Origin of the sequence: Flavobacterium aestuarii (genome assembly GCF_040049115.1) — a bacterium.
GTDB lineage: Bacteria > Bacteroidota > Bacteroidia > Flavobacteriales > Flavobacteriaceae > Flavobacterium > Flavobacterium aestuarii.
Window position 1 is genome coordinate 1 of the sequence record NZ_JBDLZZ010000055.1, and the last position, 709, is coordinate 709.

Sequence of the window (709 nt, forward strand, 5' to 3'; positions counted from 1 at the left end):
GAAGAAAAAGAAAAGGAAAAGAAAGAAGAAGAGGAGGAGAAAGGAGGAAAAGGAGAAGAAAGGGAAAGAAAGAAGAGGAAAAGGAGGGAGGAAGAGAAAGAGAAGAAGGGAGAGGGAGAGGAGGAAGGAGGGAAGGAGGGAGGAAAGGGGAAAAGAGAGGGGGGAGGAGAAGGGGAAAGAGGAAGGAAAAGGGGAAGAGGGAAAGGAGGAAGGGAAAGAAGAAGGAAAAGAAAAAGGAAAAGGGGGGGAAAGAAGGGGGAAGAAGGAAAGAAAAGGGGGAAAGGAGAAAAAGAGGAGGAAGGAAGAAAAAAGAAAGGGGAAGGAGGGAGGAAGGAGAAAGAGAGGGGAAGAGGGAGAGGAGAAGAGGGGAGGGGGGGAGGAAAAAAAAGGAAGGAGGGGAAGGAAAGAAGGAGAAGGGGGAGGAAAAAAAGGAAAAAGGGAAAAGAAGAGAAGGGGAAAGGAAAAGAGGGAGGAAAAGAAAAGGGAGAGGGGAAGAAAGAGGGGAGAAGGGGAAAGAAGGGAAAGAGAAGAAAAGGAGGAAGGAGAGGAAAAGAAGGGAGGGGGAAAGAAGAGAGGAGGGAGAAAAGAAGAAGGGGAAGGGAAGAAAAGAAAAGGGAAAGAGGGGAAAGGAAAGGAGCGATGCGAAGTCGTTGTATGTTGCAGTAGGTGGTAGTGGTACCATACTAACCTCTCCCGATGCTGTCAATTG

General features: G+C 48.2%; 1 protein-coding gene. It reads left to right on the forward strand.

Annotated features, from left to right (window positions below):
• The coding region (locus ABEG11_RS19035; RefSeq protein WP_348825762.1) for a hypothetical protein at window positions 1-673 on the forward strand (673 nt) is incomplete at its 5' end.
• Window positions 674-709 lie beyond the last annotated feature (36 nt).